Source organism: Pseudidiomarina piscicola, from assembly GCF_902806985.1.
Lineage (GTDB): Bacteria > Pseudomonadota > Gammaproteobacteria > Enterobacterales > Alteromonadaceae > Pseudidiomarina > Pseudidiomarina piscicola.
Map to the genome: position 1 here is coordinate 204,962 of NZ_CADCXY010000003.1, position 16,260 is coordinate 221,221.

Annotated in this window: 14 protein-coding genes; 10 read left to right on the forward strand and 4 right to left on the reverse strand. The window is 49.4% G+C overall.

Annotated features, from left to right (window positions below; all coding sequences use genetic code 11):
• Positions 1–94 precede the first annotated feature (94 nt).
• From PSI9734_RS07900 to PSI9734_RS07920, 5 genes are read left to right on the forward strand one after another with little or no spacing between them, the layout of a single operon-like run.
• A complete protein-coding gene (locus tag PSI9734_RS07900; RefSeq protein WP_173920569.1) occupies positions 95–1,186 on the forward strand; it encodes a nitroreductase family protein in 1,092 nt (363 codons plus the stop codon).
• Positions 1,173–2,012 (forward strand): GumC domain-containing protein, encoded by an 840-nt coding sequence (locus tag PSI9734_RS07905; RefSeq protein ID WP_173920570.1) that lies wholly within the window; start codon positions 1,173–1,175, stop codon positions 2,010–2,012. The genes PSI9734_RS07900 and PSI9734_RS07905 overlap by 14 nt, the downstream gene beginning before the upstream one ends.
• Positions 1,993–2,808, forward strand: coding sequence for a hypothetical protein (locus tag PSI9734_RS07910; RefSeq protein ID WP_173920571.1), 816 nt, complete (start codon positions 1,993–1,995; stop codon positions 2,806–2,808). The genes PSI9734_RS07905 and PSI9734_RS07910 overlap by 20 nt, the downstream gene beginning before the upstream one ends.
• Positions 2,805–4,073, forward strand: coding sequence for an O-antigen ligase family protein (locus tag PSI9734_RS07915; protein WP_173920572.1), 1,269 nt, complete (start codon positions 2,805–2,807; stop codon positions 4,071–4,073). The genes PSI9734_RS07910 and PSI9734_RS07915 overlap by 4 nt, the downstream gene beginning before the upstream one ends.
• A complete protein-coding gene (locus PSI9734_RS07920; protein WP_281351458.1) occupies positions 4,045–5,181 on the forward strand; it encodes a polysaccharide pyruvyl transferase family protein in 1,137 nt (378 codons plus the stop codon). Before PSI9734_RS07915 ends, PSI9734_RS07920 begins: the two co-directional genes overlap by 29 nt.
• Before the next feature lie 7 nt (positions 5,182–5,188).
• On the opposite strand, the gene PSI9734_RS07925 is transcribed toward PSI9734_RS07920, so the two are convergent.
• Genes PSI9734_RS07925 through PSI9734_RS07940 form a run of 4 tightly spaced genes read right to left on the reverse strand, consistent with a single transcriptional unit; the run spans position 5,189 to position 8,949 of the window.
• Positions 5,189–6,244, reverse strand: coding sequence for a glycosyltransferase family 4 protein (locus PSI9734_RS07925; protein ID WP_173920574.1), 1,056 nt, complete (start codon positions 6,242–6,244; stop codon positions 5,189–5,191).
• The gene (gene wecB, locus PSI9734_RS07930) at positions 6,241–7,380 is read right to left on the reverse strand and encodes a non-hydrolyzing UDP-N-acetylglucosamine 2-epimerase (RefSeq protein WP_173920575.1); all 1,140 of its coding nucleotides are present in this window, start codon (positions 7,378–7,380) and stop codon (positions 6,241–6,243) included. The genes PSI9734_RS07925 and wecB overlap by 4 nt, the downstream gene beginning before the upstream one ends.
• Complete coding sequence (locus PSI9734_RS07935) at positions 7,377–8,210, reverse strand: glycosyltransferase (protein ID WP_173920576.1); 834 nt, start codon at positions 8,208–8,210, stop codon at positions 7,377–7,379. The genes wecB and PSI9734_RS07935 overlap by 4 nt, the downstream gene beginning before the upstream one ends.
• Positions 8,211–8,220: 10 nt before the next feature.
• A complete protein-coding gene (locus PSI9734_RS07940) occupies positions 8,221–8,949 on the reverse strand; it encodes a WecB/TagA/CpsF family glycosyltransferase (protein ID WP_173920577.1) in 729 nt (242 codons plus the stop codon).
• Positions 8,950–9,101: 152 nt separating this feature from the next.
• On the opposite strand from PSI9734_RS07940, the gene PSI9734_RS07945 reads away from it, so the two are divergent.
• Genes PSI9734_RS07945 through PSI9734_RS07965 form a run of 5 tightly spaced genes read left to right on the forward strand, consistent with a single transcriptional unit; the run spans position 9,102 to position 16,259 of the window.
• Entirely contained in the window at positions 9,102–10,268 is a 1,167-nt protein-coding gene (locus PSI9734_RS07945; protein WP_173920578.1) for a nucleotide sugar dehydrogenase, read from the forward strand.
• 24 nt (positions 10,269–10,292) lie between these two features.
• Positions 10,293–11,393 carry a UDP-N-acetylglucosamine--undecaprenyl-phosphate N-acetylglucosaminephosphotransferase gene (gene wecA, locus PSI9734_RS07950; RefSeq protein WP_173920579.1) on the forward strand — a complete coding sequence of 367 codons (1,101 nt, stop codon included), beginning with the start codon at positions 10,293–10,295 and terminating at the stop codon, positions 11,391–11,393.
• A 25-nt stretch (positions 11,394–11,418) separates the two neighbouring features.
• Entirely contained in the window at positions 11,419–14,175 is a 2,757-nt protein-coding gene (locus PSI9734_RS07955) for an SLBB domain-containing protein (protein WP_246194825.1), read from the forward strand.
• A gap of 29 nt (positions 14,176–14,204) precedes the next feature.
• Complete coding sequence (gene pgi / locus PSI9734_RS07960) at positions 14,205–15,653, forward strand: glucose-6-phosphate isomerase (RefSeq protein WP_173920580.1); 1,449 nt, start codon at positions 14,205–14,207, stop codon at positions 15,651–15,653.
• The gene (locus PSI9734_RS07965; protein WP_173920581.1) at positions 15,654–16,259 is read left to right on the forward strand and encodes a 2OG-Fe(II) oxygenase; all 606 of its coding nucleotides are present in this window, start codon (positions 15,654–15,656) and stop codon (positions 16,257–16,259) included.
• Position 16,260: the final 1 nt, after the last annotated feature.

The following is a 16,260-nucleotide window of genomic DNA, read 5'->3' on the forward strand; positions in this document are numbered from 1 at the left end:
AATTTGATAAACTTAGCCGCACGTAGTTTTGCGTTAGCTAAATACGCGACCAATCGCTCTGCGAGCACGAAATACTAAATAGAAGAAACGACTAATGAGCCTACGAACGATCGCCAAAAAAGTGATTCCGATAACATTTGTACATTGGCTACGCGAGCGAGGCGCTGACTTTGATAAACACTTTATTCGTATTTTTGCCAGTAGCCGTTTGACATCGGCTTTGTACTATCTTCTTTTTAGTCGTGAGTTTGGCCGTGAGCAGCAGTCTGTGCTGCGCGGCCGAATCGCCTACTGGCGTTCATTAAAAGCTATCGAAGCAACCTGCGCATTGCTTCGTCGGAATACCCATCGACTTGAAAAAGGTCTGATCATGAAGCCGCGACGAGCAAGCTTCGCCGCCGACTATATCGCTGAAACAGTGAATTGCTTTCGTGATGCTGCAAATGCAAAGAGCATTGACCCTAGCGAGTTGCAGTGGGCACATGATGTCCTTGATGAGTATTTTTCGGTCGTCAAAGACACGCCTAAGATCGCCAAAGCGCGAGCAACTTGGCTAGACCTGCACGCATCGCTTGATGTTGCCATGACGCGCACCAACTCTGTTCCTTATCCATATCGTGAGCTTCCTGAGAGTACGGTCAGTGCCGAGCAGCTTCAACTGCTGTTCCAGAAGCGGCGTTCAGTGCGGTGGTATCAACCAGAAAAAGTGCCGACTGAGGTTATTCATAAAGCATTTGAGATGGCAACCTTAGCGCCATCTGCGTGTAATCGACAACCCTACGAATTCTACGTGGTTCAAGACCCTAAACGTGCGGCTAAAATTGCAAATATGGCTGGTGGAACGGTCGGTTTCGCGGAGCAAATTACCAATCTCATTGTTGTAGTAGGAGATCTTAAAGCGTATCCAATGGAACGCGACCGGCACTGTATCTATATTGATGGCTCGTTAGCGGCTATGCAATTAATGTTAGCTTTTGAAACCATGCAGATCGCAACCTGTCCTATCAACTGGCCGGATATTGAATTTCGTGAGCGACTATTGGCACAAGAGCTAAATTTGACGGCTCATCAACGACCTGTCATGTTACTGGCATTCGGTTATGCAGATCCAGATGGTGGCATTCCATACTCAGCCAAGAAATCTAGCAACATTTTAGGACGGTTTATCGATCATGACCATGTCTAGCAAGCCCTCGCTGGTAATATTCTCTAGCGCAACTTTCCGTCGGAGCATCCGTGATTTACGTTGGTGGTGGCTTGGTCTGCCATTGGTATTGGCTTTGAGTTTGGCTGCAATAAAGTGGTTCAGTGTCGAACAATTTGAGGCTGAGACTGTGTTAGCACCGAGTGAGGAGCGCGGTGGTGGTCTAGCTGATATGGCGGGAGGAATAGCGGGTCTTGCAGGCCTTGCAGGGTTCAATTTAAGCAGCGGAAAAATTAACGACACGCAGATGGCCGTTGAGGTTCTTAAATCGCGAGACTTCCTTCACGCGTTTATTGAGCGCCATGGGCTGATGCCGCTTTTACTTGGCGACGAAGCCTCAGCCGAAGAACTTCAGCAGGTGTGGAGAGGCTATAACGAGTTTCGTGAACGATTCGTCATAGAGTATGATCGCGCGAAAGGAATTGTTACCCTTCGAATGAGCGATGCCGATGCAGAAGCTGCAGCATCGTGGTTACGACTATTAGTGAAAGATATCAATATTCACATGCGCGAACGCGAAAGGGCGCGTGTAGAGCAGCAAATTTCTTACTTGACTAACAAGGCCGATGAAATACAGCAAGCTGATGTACGTGAGTCCTTGTATCGCCTGTTACAAGAGCAATACAACCGCGCCATGTTAGTAGAAGTTAACGACGACTACGTGTTTGAGACTATAGACCCAGCGGTTGCACCGCATCAACCCAAAGGCCTTCATGCGATGACTTGGTTACTGGTGGGCGCGTTACTGGGTGGCTTCATAATGATTGTCGTGACGTTATTGCGCAGCTATGTTCGCAGCACCCCATAGTCATTCGTTGACAGCCTATTTTCGTTGGCTGAAGAAGTACTGGTGGCTGGCGGCGCTTTATGTATTGCTTGGGTTCGTGCTGAGTTTTAGTTATTTTAAGCAGCATCAAAAATGGTTCCAAGCACAGGTTATTTTTGTCGTAAATCCTGAACTCTTTAATTTAGGATTACTGCGACGCAGTGACGATATAGTTCTGTCAGACAATTCTGCGGATACAGCTTCACCGCTGACGATTGAACCTGAATTACGTATTGCGCGATGGCTTCATAGTGAGTCATTCGCCCGTCTGGTGACGCAGCGGCTTTTCACGTCTCCTAATGAAGATGATTACTATCGTGTTCGCCGGCATCTGCACTACTTTCGTTACCAAAATGACCGTTTTCATGCGTTGCACTGGTCGACTACGAGCGCCGGTAAAGCGGAATTACAGCTCGGCCAGATTATGGATTTCATTGAGCAAACCCTGCAACAAGAGCGTAGACATGAAATTACGACGCAATTAGAGCGTAATGCGCTTTTATTGGAACGTGTCAGAGATACATCTTATCGAGAATCGCTCTATCAGCAGCGTGAGGTATTAAAAACGCGTGCCGCTTTGATTAACGCTAAAGACTTTTCCTTTATTCAATTGGTAACTAAGGTTACTGCAAGCCCGAATCCGATATTTCCTCAACGAGTTCACGTACTGCTAGCCTGTATGTTTTTCTGGATGGCACTTGGTGTGAGCTTGCTACACTTTCGCTTATTAAGAGGTGAGTTTTTAGCGACCTCAGGTAAGGCTGGAGTAGACCAGTGACGTTAACGCTTAGTAACGAACGGATAGGGAAACTGGCGTTAATTATGCTGGTTTACCCGCTCATTTGGCTTGATACTTTGTATGGTGTGTTCAGCTTTCTTGGAATGGAAGCGATAAGGATCAGCTTGCTCTACCGGACAGCAATACTTTTGCTCGGTCTAATTATTGTTTATACGCGAACTGGAATTTTAAGCTGGCTGATACAAGTCTTGATTCTGCTATGGGCATTTATTCTAGTTATCACTAGTTATCCCGTTGGTGACACTCAGTTTATTATCGAATTTACTCAGCTTACGCGGTGGCTGTATCCGTTTACCGTCGTGATGTTAATTTTGGCAGCCATGGAACGATTTGGTCAGCATGATCAGCTTCTTATTAAGGGCGTCGCTTATTATGGCTGGGTCTTCGGTGCATTTATGTTGTTCTCATTTGTTACCGGGCTTGGTATCCCGAGTTATGAAGAGGGCGTTTTTGGTATTAAATCGTTCTATGTCGGTGGAAACGATATCGGCCTTGCAGCCTTGATCAGCCTGACAGCAATGTTCGTCGTATTACATCAACAGTTCAGCTGGTGGCGACTCGCACAGATTATTCTTTGTTGTTCAGGGCTTCTTTTGCTTGGAACGAAAGCCGGATGGGCTGGGGCTGTCATGTTAGTTTTCGGCTTTAGCCTTCTGTTTCGACGTATGCGATGGGTGGTTTTGCCACTTGTCGTGGTGGTGGCTCTTGCAAGTGCCAATTGGATTCAAGCGAATCAGGACTCATTAAGCTATCAACTCTCACAAGTCCAAGCACTATTGAAAGGTGCGAATCCGCGAGAGCGACTGATTGAGGCAGCAGAAGGCCAGTTAGAGCACTACCCCAACAAAGCAGAGTTAACCGGGGGAGGCTACTCGTTCTACACCGGAAGCGGCCGCGACTATTATGTAACGCATAATAATACAACGGGTATTGAAACCTATAAAGCGATTGAGCAAGAATGGTACGATCTACGTGGTGGTTATGGCGTACCCTTTGCGGTATATGTTGTGCTCAGTCATTTGTTATTTATGGTAATGACCTTGGCATTGTGGTTCAAACGGCCAAGCGTCGAGCATTTAGGGTTTTTTATTGCCAGTGTGCTTTATGTCGGGCACGGCCTTCTGGCTGGGCATGCGTTCGTGAGCGGGCAGCCAAGTGGTTTGCTGGCAGTGATGTATGCAATAGTTATTTATCGATTGGAATTGGGAGCTTTAGGTGCTGAATGTAGAAATAAAAGGAATTAGTTTCGCCAATAAAGGTGCGGAGCTTATGCTACATGCCATTATTGCGCAGTTTGCTGAGCGCGGCATTAAAGCACGCTTTGTTGTCGAGCCGACAGGGCCCTACGACCGCCGTGCTGCCTTTGGCTTATGGCAAAAAAGTAGGTACATTCGCAAGCGCATTAACTTGCTTAGTCCGGTAAGCTGGTTACCGCGTCGCTTTCGCTATATGTTCGGAATCTTGAATGAAAGTGAGCTTGATTTAGTGCTTGATGCATCTGGCTTTGCATTCGGAGATCAATGGAGCTCTCTGATTGCATGGGACCGTTTAGGAAGCACTATCGCGCAGTTTAGGCGCCGCGGTGTACCTGTGATTGTTTTGCCACAAGCACTAGGGCCATTTTTGCAGAGCGCATCAGCCAAAGCTTTCGCACCTGTCTTAGAACATGCCAATTTAGTGTTCGCGCGTGACGATCAGTCTTTCGAGTTCTGCCGAAAACTAAATAAAAGTCAAAATAACCTTAGAAGGTGCCCAGACTTTACCAATTTAATTAAGGGTGAAGTGGCTGCTGACTTTGACGATGAACAACACCAAACCTGCTTTATACCCAATTCGAAAATGCTTGAAAAGCGTCAAGACGGTGACCGCTATATTGAGTTTATGGTTAGCGCAATACGGCTAGCGCAAAAAGCCGGCGCTAAACCTTTTATTTTGATTCATGAAGCCGCTGCAGACCGTCGTCTAACTGCGCAAATTCAAGCAAAACTCGAACAGCCAATTGCGGTGTTAGACCCAGGTCATGCCTTACAAATTAAATGGATTATTGGGCAGTCACGCTGTGTGATAAGTTCACGCTTCCATGGTTTAGTAAGTGCCTTGTCACAGGCTGTACCGGTTTTAGCCACGGGGTGGAGTCATAAATATCATGAGCTGTTATCCGATTATGGCTGCGAAGAGCAGCTCATTGATATTGGAAAGGGGCATGAGGAAGCGTTAATGGTGCTCAAGCGTTTAATTACCGATGTCGCGTTTTATCAAAGTCAAAAAGATACAATTAGTGAAAAGGGTCAATGGCAGCGCAAGGCTGTGACTGAAATGTGGGATGAGGTTTTTGCACAACTGCCAAGCTAAAAAAGGATTACTCTGGCGTTGAATCGAGCTGCTGAACGAACTCGATAAACGCCTGCACAACTGTGTCAGCACGATAATGCTTTAGCACGTAGCGCTTAGCGTAGTCTGAGCGCTCAGAGTGTTCGCAGACAACGTTTGTAACCGCGCTTGCCAGTAACTGAGGGGTTGGGCTCGCAACCAGCTCACCAGCGCATTTTGGCACAACGTCATTAATCGGGCCATACGCGACCGCAATAACCGGAAGGCCTGCAGCCATCGCCTCTAAAAAGCCCATGCCAAAGGAATCCAACTCTGATGGAAGCAAGAACACATCCATTTGGCGTAATACATCGTTTTTCTCTGAGTACGGAACCCAGCCAAGAAATGCGACACGGTCACTAAGATTAAGCTGTTGTGTTAGTAACTTAAGTCGCTCAAATTCCGCACCATCTCCCGCAATCGTTAATTGATAAGATCTCGGCAAAAACTGAAGTGTAGCGATGGCCGCTGCGACATTCTTTCCTTCTTCTAGCCGCGTCATACACAGCATTTGAACGGACTCGTTAAGTGCTATTGAAGACCGAGTTCTGGGGCGTTTTGCAAGCTCCATAAGCCCCTGATCGAGCGTATTGGGCATGATGTGTATTCGTGCTTCAGGAAACGTTAAGTACTGACCCAGTTCACGTTTCCACCAAGGAGTAAGCACAACCAGGCCATCGCATCGGTTGACCACTCGTTGCATTAGCCATCGGCCCAAAGGGTGTTGTAAATAATGTATGGCCTCAATGCCGTGTAGGTGCAGTACTACTGTTGCGCCCCGGCGCTTAGGCCCCAATGCAAGTAAAGACTTCCGCAATAACGATAACCAACGCGCTCCATGGAGCCACACCACATCACCGTTACGGGCACTTAATAAAAGCTTGTGGGCGTGTCGAAAACTACGCCACTTTGATTTATTTCCCTGATGAGATTCAACCAACTGAACGTCGTGATGTTCTTTTTTCAGCACCTCGACAACGCCACTCAAAGCGGTACTGATACCGCCCTTACCATGCTTAATTGCGGTGGCGACAAGGTAAATCATTGCTGCAACTCACGTTGCAGAAGGGTCACAACTTGAGCACATGCGGTACCATCACCGTAAGGGTTATGAGCTTGGCTCATCGTGTGATAGTGGCTTGCGTTATCGAGCAAAAGCTGAGCTTCGTTCACAATGGCATCGACGTCGGTACCGACTAACTTTACAGTGCCAGCAGCAACGGCTTCAGGGCGCTCAGTGGTACTTCGCATCACTAATACAGGCTTACCAAGTGCGGGGGCTTCTTCCTGAATGCCACCGCTATCAGTCAAAATAATCTTTGCTCGCGTCATCAAATAAACAAAGGGTAAGTAGTCTTGAGGTGGAATGAGATGCACATTTGGAATATCTGAAAGCAGCCGATTTACGGGCTCTTGTACATTGGGGTTTAAGTGAACAGGATACACAACTTTGATTGTCGGATTTTGCTGCGCCAACTCTCGCAGAGCCATACAAATGCGCTCAAAACCTTCTCCAAAGCTCTCACGGCGATGTCCAGTTACCAAGAGTAACGGCGTTTCTGGTGGGCCTAAGACACTTGCAAACCTATCCTGGAGTTCAGTTCTTAATTCGTTATTGTTTGTTAGCTCGTCGCGTACATGCAAAAGTGCATCTATCACCGTATTACCGGTCACAAAAATGTGGGCATTAGCGACACCCTCACTCACTAAGTTTTGCGCGGCAGACGGTGTGGGTGAGAAATGCCAACGTGTAATACCACCTACCAGCTTACGGTTCCCTTCTTCGGGCCAAGGGGAATAGATGTTACCAGTACGCAGACCAGCTTCAATATGAGCCAATGGAATCTGCTGAAAATACGCCGCTAAACCAGTGGTTAGCGTTGTGAGTGTGTCGCCATGCACGAAAACTAAGTCTGGAGCAAAGTCTTTTAGCACAGGTTCGATTTCTGTTAACACTCGCGCCGCCAGCGTATGAAGTGATTGCTTTGGTTGCATGAGATTAAGATCGTAATCAGGGGTTATCTCGAACAACCGCAACACTTGGTCGAGCATTTCTCGGTGCTGGGCGGTAACGCAAACCCGTGTTTCCCACTGCGGAACCTTCTGCAGCGCTTTCACCAGTGGGGCCATTTTAATAGCTTCAGGGCGCGTGCCAAATACCACTAGAAATTTTTTTCTCATGACGATTTTAGTTTTAACCCGTATCGATAAAGATGACCAAGTTTCATTTTAAGATGACCTGTTGTGAGCGATAATAACAACTCAGCTAGTGAAAAAGGTTCCTGTAGTCGCATTTTAAGCCAAAAAGAATGATTAATTCTTTGTCGGCGTTGCATGTCGGCTCCATGTTTTTGCATGAAGCGGGCGAAGCCAAGGCGACTTTTCCGTTGTGACGATATACGCGGCCCGCCATGTTCTACGAAAATGTTTTGTAATGGTTGTCCAAGCCGAAACGCAGGGCCATACGCTTTTATTAGCCGTGTGAAGCAGTCATAGTCTTGTAAGGCAACAAGCTCTTCATCAAAGCCGCCAATGTCGAGCATTCGCGAACGCTCGACAAATACTTGATTGGTTGCATGGTTGGCATCAAGCTGGCTATCAAGCGTAATCACTTTATCGACACACATGGTGGGTTTGCTGCGCTTCTGCGTGACCCAAAAATACCCCGAGCAAATAAACGCATATTGACTATCGTAGTGCTTTAATAGCAGCGCCAAACGCTCAGGTAAAAACGTGTCGTCATCATCTAAGCCGGTCACGAATTTACCTCGTGCCGCCTTTATCGCACGATTACGGGCAGCGCAAGCTCCCTTGGGCGTTTCATTGCGAAAAGCTCGAACGCGGTCATCTTTTGCCATGTAGTTCTGCAAAACATCCCAAGTTCCGTCGCTAGAGCCATCATCAACAATAAGCAACTCGAGATCGTCATGTGTCTGAGCTAAAACAGAATCAATCGCCCGGCACAAAAGGGGGCCGCGATTATGGGTTGGCATATAAACAGAAATTAACATACACGAGCGCCTAAAGTCGTCGAGTGAAATGTAAGGCCAAATACTTCGCTAAAGCCCACTGTCTGCCAATGCGAGTTGGTTGTGCGCATAGTCGATAAAACCATTCCAAGTGTAAGTCACAAAATAATTTAGGTGCGCGTTTAACATGTCCAGTATAAACATCATAAGTGCCACCCACGCCTAAATAAAAAGCATCTGGATAAAGTTTTCGTAAACGCACGATCAACTGCTCTTGTTTGGGCGCTCCCATCGCTACTGAAACGATTTTGGGCCGGTGCGCAGCCAGAGCATCATGAAGAATACGTTCATCCGAGACATAGCCGTCGATGCCACAAACCACGTTGACTCCTTGCTGTTTGAGCTTAGTCACCGCTTGTTTATTGACTTCGGGCTTCGCGCCAATCAGCATTACTGGCACCTTAGCCTTGCCCGCGCGAAACATTAACGCCTCCCAGAATTCACACCCTGGAATGCGGGTATTTGGGTAGCCCTTACTCGAGAGTGTTTTTACCACACCAATGCCATCAGCGAAGCGCAGTTGCGCTTGATTTATATGCGCCAATAATGTGGGATCGTGGCGCGCAAGCATCACAATTTCGCTATTTACCGAGACGCCAAAGCCCGGAGTGACATGCTGGTCAGAAATCACCTTATCAAGCGCTTCATTCATGCTTGTAAATGGCATGATCGACACGCCGCCGATATCCACCGATACTTGTTTACTCGCTTCTTGTGACATGCGTGTGTCAGAGTTCTATAAGGGAAAGGTTTTAAGATCTTACACGGGTGGCAAAAAACTGCAACGCCAACCAGCTAAAGGGTGGCAGCACTGCAGCGCTTAGTTTACACTGCTTCGCACATAAGTAGAGTTCGATTGGGAAAGGAAGAACCATGGAAATCGTCGTTGTTGGCACCGGCTATGTTGGCCTCTCAAATGCTGTGTTGCTTGCCCAGCACAATAACGTGACTGCGGTGGATATTGTTGCCGAGAAAGTGGCACTGCTACAGGCTAAGCAAAGCCCGATCAAAGATGCCGATATTGAACACTATTTACAGCATAAGCAACTGCGGTTGAGCGCCACCACCGATGCCGCACAAGCCTTTGCCAATGCAGACTGGGTACTGGTTTGCACGCCCACCGACTACGATCCGGAAACCAACTACTTCAATACCAGCTCGGTGGACAGCGTTTTACAACAAGTGCTGCAATACAATAATGAGTGTCACATTGTGATTCGCTCAACCATCCCAGTTGGGTATGTGGAGAAAATGCGTCAGCAGCTTGGCACTGATCGGTTGTTTTTTGCGCCAGAGTTTTTACGTGAAGGCAAAGCTTTGCAAGACAACTTATACCCGTCACGGATCATCGTTGGTGAGCAATCTGCGCGCGCAGAAGTCTTTGCACAACTTTTACAACAAGGCGCACTGAAAGCCGATGTACCAGTGCAATATACTGCACCGACTGAGGCGGAAGCCATAAAGTTGTTTGCTAATACCTATTTGGCGATGCGAGTGGCGTTCTTTAATGAGCTCGATACCTATGCAGCGCACCACGAGCTCGACTCGCGACAAATTATTGATGGGGTGTGTTTAGACCCGCGTATTGGTAATCACTATAACAATCCGAGCTTTGGTTATGGCGGATACTGTCTGCCGAAAGACACCCGGCAGTTGTTGGCGAATTACGACAATGTGCCCCAGGTGATGATCGGTGCCATTGTTGACGCCAATCGTACACGCAAAGACTTTATTGCAAATGCAATAGCTGAACGAAATCCAAAGCGAGTTGGTATTTATCGTTTAGTAATGAAAGCAGGCTCTGATAACTTCCGCTCGTCAGCGGTTCAGGGCATTATGAAGCGCTTGCAGGAACGCGGCATTGAATTAGTGGTTTTTGAGCCAACATTGGCAGAGAAATCCTTTTATGGCTGCCGCGTTATTGAAAATTTACAAGAATTTAAAGAAATATCGGATATAATAATAAGTAATCGTATGGCCGACGAGCTCGGCGATGTCGCTGAAAAGATCTATACCCGCGATATTTTTAACAACGACTAACGAACAACAGGGACAACCGATTCGATGAATATTTGGATGGTACTAATCGCTGCAACCGCTGTGTCGAGCGTATTATGTAACCTTCTTATTCCTATGGCGTGGAAAACAGCGCTGGTAGATCACCCGTGTGACCGTAAGCAACACGTCGGGCCGGTACCTTTGGTTGGTGGCCTTGCGGTCTACGGAACCATGGTGATCATGATGATGGCCATTCTTCCCCTTGACGTAAATATTCGCTTATTCCTTGTTGCTGCTAGCTTTATGGTGTTGATCGGCGCGTTAGACGACCGATATGACATCGATGCCGGCGTACGTTTCATTGCTCAAATGCTCGCCGCTGCCGTGGTGGTATTTGGTGCCGATGTGCAAATAACTCAACTCGGCAACTTATTCGGCACCGGCGTGATTGAACTGGGTGCCATGTCGATGCCATTCACGCTGCTGTGCATTGTCGCGGCAATGAATGCGTACAACATGATCGACGGCATAGATGGTTTGCTGGGTGCCTTAGCCATGGTCGCTTTTGCCGGTGTAAGCATGCTGGCGCTGATGCACCAACAACAGTTACCGTTATTGGTAGCGACGATATTATTCGGCGCCTTGATACCTTATTTAATTCGCAATGTTGGGGTGCATTTTCGCCCCGTGCGGAAAATATTCATGGGCGACTCGGGCTCAATGCTGGTCGGCTTCACTGCGGTGTGGATGCTGGTTATGCTAACCCACCCAGAACAGCTTCTAGAAAGCTGGTTCGAAGTTTCGCCTGATATTGTACCCGTGCGCCCGGTCGCCGTGCTGTGGCTGATTGCGGTGCCCCTTATGGACATGTTCGCCATTATGACGCGCCGAATTATGAAAGGGCAGTCGCCATTTAAACCCGACCGCGAACATTTACATCACATCTTCATGCGTGCGGGGTTCTCACCGCGCCAAACCCTTGCCCTGATTAGCGGCATTGCCTCGTTTAAGTTGGTTTTAGGGCTCACCCTCGAATGGTTTAATGTGCCAGAAGTAATTGTTCTTAGCATTTTCGTAGCAATTTTTGTACTCTACCTATTGATGCTTAAGAATATTTGGACCATTGTTTCTTGGGTGCGTCAAAAACGCGATATAGAATCATCATAATAAAACAATAATAGGGGAAGATGGCGTGAAAGCATGGTTGCAACAAACGCTAGCGGCAGCCGGGCTGGCGTGCACAGTATTTGCTGCGCTGGTAACGGTACCGAGCGCGCAAGCACAAGACTTATCGAGTCTGACTCCACAACAAATCCAACAGATCCAAAAACTTCCTCGCGCCCAGCAAGAAGCCATTGCGCGGCAATTTGGTGTCAGTTTAAGTGACATTGAAGCGATGATGAACGGTTCGACCAGCTCAGCGAAAACCGGTACCGAGACCACTGGTGAGCGGCCAACCAACCCTGACGCACGTGAGACCAACGACTCGCGACCACTGAACGAACTGAGCCCAGGCGAACTCGCCGAGCGTTTGGCGGCCGACGATAACGAACTGCAAGCCTTTGGCTACAGCCTGTTTCAAGGCGAACCTAGTACCTTTGCACCGATGGCCAATGCGCCGGTACCGTCGAATTACTTACTTGGGGTGGGCGACACCTTACGAATTCAACTATACGGCAAAGAAACGCGCAGTATTGATGCTGCCATCGACAACGAAGGGAAAATCGTTATCGATAACCTTGGGCCGCTATCAGTGGCAGGCTTGCGCTACGACGAAGCTAAGGAACTCATAAAAAGCGCTGTGCGCGAGCGTATGATCGGTATGGAAGCTGCGGTTTCTATGGGCGAATTACGCAGTATGCAAATTTTCGTGGTCGGTGAAGCTTATAAGCCCGGCGCCTACACGGTAAGCTCGTTGACCACCATCAGCCAAGCGCTCTTTGTTTCCGGCGGTGTTAGCGATATTGCCTCGTTGCGTAAGGTACAACTTAAACGCAACGGCGAAACCGTCGTGACCTTCGACCTTTATAAACTTTTAACCGAAGGCGACGCTTCGAACGACTACCGCCTGCAAGCGGGCGATGTGGTGTTTATTCCAACCCGTGGCGACATGGTCAGTATTGCCGGTGAAGTGTTACGCCCAGCGATTTATGAAATGCTGCCAGGGGAAACCCTCGCCGATGCCTTAAGCTTTGCCGGTGGCTTGCTGCCTACGGCGTACCGCAAGTCGGTACAGCTGCAACGTATTAGCGACGGCTCACGCCGCGTGCAAACCATCGACTTAACCCGAACCGATGTGACCCGCCCGTTACAAGGTGGCGATGCGGTAAAAGTGTTGTCGGTGGCAAAAGACACTGTCGACAGCGTCATGTTGGTGGGCGCAGCGGTGCGTCCAGGCGCTTATGAATGGCGTGACGACTTAAGCGTGCGCGACCTACTGCCGTCCGTTGAAGGCGCGCTGCTACCTATTACCGATTTAAGTTACGGCATTGTGGTGCGTCGCAGTACCGACCGCCGCACGATCCGGGTGTTGCAATTCGATGTGGCCGCCGCCATTAGCGGTGACACCGGCCAGAACTTGGCACTGCAACCACGCGACCAAGTGGTGCTGTTTAGCCGTTACGAGTCGGCCAAAGCCGAAGAAAACCAACTCAGTGCGTGGCTGAAATCAGAAACCGAGCGAGCGCGTGAAGAACGTGAGCGGGTGCTTGAGGTGTATCGCAAACAGTACCTGCAAAAACTGATTACCGACGACTTTGGTTTCGACCAGCTGTTAGAGCGCACCACGCCAGACCGCTCGGAAGAAATCGATCAACAACTGGACTCGTTGTTTGCCATTGGTGATGAAGAGGATAACCGTACCGCTGATTACTACGCAAAATTCTCGCGCCATAACTTGTTGCAGCCTATTTTGTACCAGCTGCGCAACCAATACAGCTCAACGGGAACCTTGCCATTGATTTATGTTGATGGCGAAGTGCGCTACCCGGGTATCTATCCGTTGGTGGAGGGCGCCGATGCACAGCAAGCGCTGGCAGCAGCCGGTGGGCTCAAAGAATCAGCCTATTTGAAGCGCGCCGAGATCACTCGCACTGTGCTGCATGGCGGTGAAGCCTCAGCGGAATACCGACCTTTTAACCTCGCGCAAGTGCTCAACAATGAAGTGGAAATACCGCTGCAAGGCCGCGACCGCATTCAAATTTTGTCGATTCCACAGTGGCAAAACACCTTGCAAGTGCGGCTTGAAGGCGAAGTTCGCTTCCCAGGCACCTACACCATTCGTCGTGGCGAAAGCTTGCACGGACTCTTAGAGCGCGCCGGTGGCCTTACTGAATATGCCTTTGTTGACGGTGCTATTTTTACCCGCGCCGACTTGCGCGAAGCCGAGCGTAAGCGCCTTGAAGAACTGGCGCAGCAACTACGTCGAGAAATTGCCTCGAATGTGATCACCGACAGTGGTGCGCAAGTCGCTTACTCAGAAATGAATCAGCTGCTCAGCGACTTAACCAACATTGAGGCCGTGGGCCGCTTGGTGATTGACCTTGAGAGCGTGATGAACAACGGTCCGGCGACGCTGCAACTGAAAGACGGTGATCGCCTGTATGTGCCCACAGTGCAAAATACCGTGTCGATTATCGGCGAAGTGCAACTGGCGAGTTCTTACCAATTCAAGCCGGGCGTGTCGTTAGAGGACTATATTAATCGCGCCGGCGGCTTGCGGCAAAAGGCCGACGAAGAGCGCATCTACATCGTTAAAGCCAATGGCTTAGTGACGGTACCTGAGCGCCGCTCGTGGTTCGCATCGGGGGCTTACGATGAAATAGAGCCTGGCGATACGATCGTAGTGCCCATGGACACGCAATACATGAATAATATCGAAGTATGGACCACCGCAACTCAGATCATGTACCAGGTAGGTGTTGCCCTTGCGGCGCTGAGTGGCTTGTAGGCCCAATCTTGCACATAAATGGATGAATAATGCAGGTATCAACGAAGTATTTAAACCTAGACACGGCATTTCAAGGTCTAAGTGCCGCAGACCTCGAGGCTTATGCGGCACGTCGATTGCCGGCAAACTTTGACCAGCAACGTCAGCGGTTACTCGACGGTGAATACGACAATCCAAGCGAAGGCCGTAAAGTTACCCACGTATTAAATCGCAGCCGCCATTCGGTGGTGGCCGCCGGGGGAGGGCGTAACCGCTTCTCGGAAATCGTGCGCTTGCTACGCAGTGGCAAATGGTTAGGGGCAACGGGCAAACCTATCACCGATGTGGTGAACATAGGCGTAGGAGGTTCTGATCTCGGCCCTATGATGGGCAGCTTCGCCTTACATGAATTCGCCGACGACAACGTTGAGCACCAACTGAACGTACATTTCGTTAGCTCCATGGACGGCGGCCAGCTGTATGCGGTGTTGCCGATCGTGAACCCTGAAACCACCTTATTTGTGATTGCCTCAAAAAGTTTCGGCACCATCGACACCCTCGCCAACGTCGAAACGGTTAAGCGTTGGGTCGCTCCGTCGTTAGCGCCTGAGCAATGGCTCGATAAGCACGTTATTGGCGTGTCGAGCAATAACCGCGCCATGACTGACTTCGGTATTCCCGCCAGTCAACAGCTTAGCTTTGCCGACTCGGTAGGCGGTCGTTATTCATTGTGGTCGGCCATTGGCCTGCCGATTGCATTAAGCGTAGGAGCGAATCAGTTCGCCAAGATGCTTGATGGCGCGCGCGACATGGATGAACACTTTGGCTCAGCGCCACTGCTTGAAAATATTCCCATGCTGCTGGCGCTCATCGGCGTTTATAACCGCGAAGAACGCGGCTATAACAACCTCGCCATACTGCCTTACGACGGACGTTTGCGTTACCTGCCAAGCTATCTGCAACAGCTTGATATGGAATCGAACGGCAAACAGCAAAACCGTGCCGGCGAACAGATTGATTACCCAACAGGGCCGATTATCTGGGGTGGTTTTGGGCCGAATGGCCAGCATGCCTTTTTCCAGCACCTACACCAAGGCTACGACAATTTCACGGCAGACTTCGTTGCCGTATTGCATCGCCAAGCGCCGGGCTTTGACGCCGCGGTGCAAGAAGGTTTGGCGAGCCAACAACGGCTATCGGTAGCCAACTGCTTGGCCCATCGCCGTCTGATGTGGTTTGGCAATGGCGATAATTACCCAGGCAAGCACCCGTCGAACTTGCTGTATGTTGACGAGCTTACACCGCAAAGCTTCGGCGCACTGATCGCCGCCTACGAGCACAAAGTGTTTTGCCAGGGCGTGATCTGGGACATCAATTCGTTCGACCAACCCGGAGTTGAGCTCGGCAAGAAAGTCGCAAAAGAAGTGTTGGCCGTGGTCGACGGTGAACGCGAAGCCTCGTTCGACGAAAGTACGGATAGCATTATCGAGAGGATGTAAATGGACAACCCAACCACGCACGTTTTATGTAACGACCCTACCATCTATATTATGGACGACTTCTTCACCGAGTCTGAGGGCCAGCATTTAATTAAGTCTGCACAAAAGCAGATGGCGCGCGCAAAAGTCAGCTCCGACACCGAGGGTGTTTTGAGCAAGGCGCGTACCAATCAACTTGCCTGGGTTGGTCATACCCATGACATGATCGTGACCTATTTGGGCACTCGTATCGCCAACGAAGTCGGTTTGCCACTCGAAAACGCCGAGAGCTTTCAAGTGATTCACTACGGCCAAGACGAAGAGTATCGTGCCCATTTTGACGCTTACGACATGAACACCGAGCGCGGTAAACGCTGCACCGCGCGTGGTGGTCAGCGCATGGTAACGGTGCTTGGTTACATTAATACCCCAGAAGGCGGTGGCTCGACCTATTTTCCGAAACTCGATTTAGCGATTCAACCTAAACCAGGTCGACTGGTGCTGTTTGAAAATATTGTGCGCGGCTCGACCGATGTGCACCCGAAAAGCTTACATGCCGGCATGCCCGTGACTGCGGGCGAGAAATGGGCCTTTAACTTGTGGTTTCATGAGCGGGAGTTTAAATAAG

Coding starts and splice junctions, on each gene's coding strand:
- PSI9734_RS07900 (WP_173920569.1), top strand. CDS start 95: ATGAGCCTACGAACGATCGCCAAAAAAGTGATTCCGATAACATTTGTA.
- PSI9734_RS07905 (WP_173920570.1), top strand. CDS start 1,173: ATGACCATGTCTAGCAAGCCCTCGCTGGTAATATTCTCTAGCGCAACT.
- PSI9734_RS07910 (WP_173920571.1), top strand. CDS start 1,993: ATGTTCGCAGCACCCCATAGTCATTCGTTGACAGCCTATTTTCGTTGG.
- PSI9734_RS07925 (WP_173920574.1), bottom strand. CDS start 6,244: ATGATTTACCTTGTCGCCACCGCAATTAAGCATGGTAAGGGCGGTATC.
- wecB (WP_173920575.1), bottom strand. CDS start 7,380: ATGAGAAAAAAATTTCTAGTGGTATTTGGCACGCGCCCTGAAGCTATT.
- PSI9734_RS07935 (WP_173920576.1), bottom strand. CDS start 8,210: ATGTTAATTTCTGTTTATATGCCAACCCATAATCGCGGCCCCCTTTTG.
- PSI9734_RS07940 (WP_173920577.1), bottom strand. CDS start 8,949: ATGTCACAAGAAGCGAGTAAACAAGTATCGGTGGATATCGGCGGCGTG.
- PSI9734_RS07945 (WP_173920578.1), top strand. CDS start 9,102: ATGGAAATCGTCGTTGTTGGCACCGGCTATGTTGGCCTCTCAAATGCT.
- wecA (WP_173920579.1), top strand. CDS start 10,293: ATGAATATTTGGATGGTACTAATCGCTGCAACCGCTGTGTCGAGCGTA.
- pgi (WP_173920580.1), top strand. CDS start 14,205: ATGCAGGTATCAACGAAGTATTTAAACCTAGACACGGCATTTCAAGGT.
- PSI9734_RS07965 (WP_173920581.1), top strand. CDS start 15,654: ATGGACAACCCAACCACGCACGTTTTATGTAACGACCCTACCATCTAT.